At 46.9% G+C, this 2,457-nt stretch carries 2 protein-coding genes; one reads left to right on the top strand and one right to left on the bottom strand.

Going from position 1 to position 2,457, the window contains the following annotated elements; genetic code table 11:
* Positions 1 to 185: 185 nt before the first annotated feature.
* Entirely contained in the window at positions 186 to 1,163 is a 978-nt protein-coding gene (locus AC286M_RS06625) for a Fic family protein (protein WP_488203619.1), read from the top strand.
* A 1,158-nt stretch (positions 1,164 to 2,321) separates the two neighbouring features.
* Here AC286M_RS06625 and psb34 read toward each other — a convergent pair.
* Positions 2,322 to 2,457 (bottom strand): photosystem II assembly protein Psb34 (gene psb34, locus AC286M_RS06620; RefSeq protein WP_488203620.1); only part of this gene is annotated, 136 nt, incomplete at its 5' end.

Raw genomic sequence — 2,457 nt, 5'->3', positions numbered from 1 at the left:
CACTATAACTGATCGCGATCAAAGGACAGAGAGCGCGCTTGGCGTGATGTGGGATAAACTTTACTTATGCTCACTGAATTGCTGATGGTTAGTCTATGCAGCTGAGACCTGATGAGGTTTTTTGCCGCGATTCTGGATTATCAAACCCTTTTTAAAAGTTAGGCAGCGTTGCTAAGGACTTGGAGATGCCTCAGCGATCGTCCGCTTCTTCACTGAATTTATGTCTTAACGCTGTGGAGCTGTATGACGCGGCATTGCGGTGGTTGAAGGCGCATCCTAAGCAACGGCTAGACTCAGTACTGTTAGAGATACTCGCGCCGATAGATACGATGGATACTGCTGCGCAATTAGCACAATTGGATCAACTCAAGCGCTGGCTAGATAGCTTTCGTCCTTTACCTCCGGCGATTTTAGAAGAACTCAAACAGCGCTATGACGTGCGCTTTACATATAATTCCAATGCCATTGAAGGGAATACACTCACCCAAAGTGAAACCGAGCTAGTCCTTTCTAAAGGAATCACGATCGGTGGGAAAACTCTCGTTGAGCATTTAGAAGTCATCGGCCATGAAGAGGCCATCAATTATATTGAAACTTTGGCCCAAGCACGAGCCCCGATTGGGGAATGGGAAATTCGACAAATTCACAATTTAATTCTGCGCAAAATTTCCCCCACCGAAGCTGGACAGTATCGCCAGCTTGATGTCAAAGCTGCCGGAACCGAATATGTGTATCCACCGCATTATCGACTGCCAGAACTAATGAGTGAATTTGGGGAATGGTTAGCCGCAAAGGCCACGAACTTGCATCCGGTGATAGCGGCGACAGAAGCCCACTATCGCTTTGTTTCGATTCACCCATTTCGGGATGGTAATGGACGAACCGGTCGATTGTTGATGAATCTACTCTTGATGAGGGCTGGATTCCCGATTGCGATTATTGCCAATCAACAACGGCAAGCGTACATCGAAGCTTTGGTTCAGGGACAACGTTCTCAAGACGACATTGGGCCACTGCTAGGGATTGTCGTTAGAGCCGTTCGCGAGTCCTTTATCGAAACGCTAGCGCTGGTTGCCAGTGCGGCGGATAGCCGGAGTAAAGGTCTGCCCTTTTACCAGGAGCTAGTGACCTTTCTGAACCAGGAGGCGCATCAGTCTGACTAGCCCTTTCGCGACTTTTACGCGCGGTCAAGGATCCCATCAGACTGAACGGGTTTGAACCGAGTGACTGCGACATTAGCACCGGTATCCGCTGCGATGCCTTCCAGCACGGCCAGCATGGGTAAAGAGCTCTTCGAGTCTTTGTCCCAATCAATCGGGATCAAATCCCTCTATATAGATAAGAATAGAAAGATGAGATAAGAATAAGAAGATAAGATAGTACGCGATCTCGTTCCAAAATTTGGGGGCATTCAGTCAACCATTAATACGAAGCAGATGGTCATTATCCAAGCCGTCAATCACAACAATTAGATAACGGTGAAATCTGCGATCGCAACTTCGCAACTTCCAACTTCCCAACTAAAAAGCCCGATCTGAAGACCAGGCTAGGAGGAGAGTATAGGGAGGGAGCGCAGCAGGCAGTAGAGAGTTTGAGCTGAGAGACGAGGGTTGAACGCTTGAGCAGTAGGGGTTTTGAGCTTATCTATACAGGGATTCAGGCTCACTCCTCAGCATTTCAGGCTCAGTTTGGTGATGTACCGCACCCGTCGAGGTGAGCTTGGTCATAGGTGGAGTTGCGATCTCAACTTTTCAACTAAAAAAGCTCGGATTTCAAATATAAAATAGCTCTAACAGAAAACGCCTTGGCAATGAAGATAAAGCCAAGGCATTTTCTATTATTAATCAACTGAAAAGTTGAAATTAAATCATTGCTAACAGCACTCGGATACGCCAGTCAAGGGACTTCCTCAAATGATTGATACTGTCTAGAGGTGCTTTGATACCGTCGTTTTAGCTTGTTGCGTCTCTGGGTATCTACCGCATCGCTCTCTTAGTGTTGAGTAGAGGAAATATCAACAACGGTGTAGAGTGCTGCTGATTTTGGTGGATCACATTCAGTCGTTAAATCGATAGTGAACCTCCTATTTAACGTGAACTGAATTGTTTGAGCCGAGGGAATAATTTATTCACCTCTTGCTATTAGGATACTCCTATCGCCATTAAATACCTAGGCATGATACTAAAGTTCATCTTTTCACTCAGTTGCGATCGCACTTCTCACTCGCCACGGCTCAACCAATAGAAAAGCATTCCGCCCCCGCAGAATGCTTTAACGACTTATGTAGATGTAAATGACCCAAGCAAGAGGAACGGAACCGATTAGCTGACGGCGACTGAAGTAACGATTAAGCCGACGATCAACGCAGTGGCTGCTACTGCCTGAAACGCATATTGACGAGCCTGTTCTGGAGAGGGAAACAGAGCGGCGTACATGGGAGGCTCTACTGCATAGTTG

The organism is Thainema salinarum CENA647 (assembly GCF_057732415.1).
Note: the sequence above shows the minus strand (reverse complement) of the source record. Positions and strands in the feature narration are given on the sequence as shown.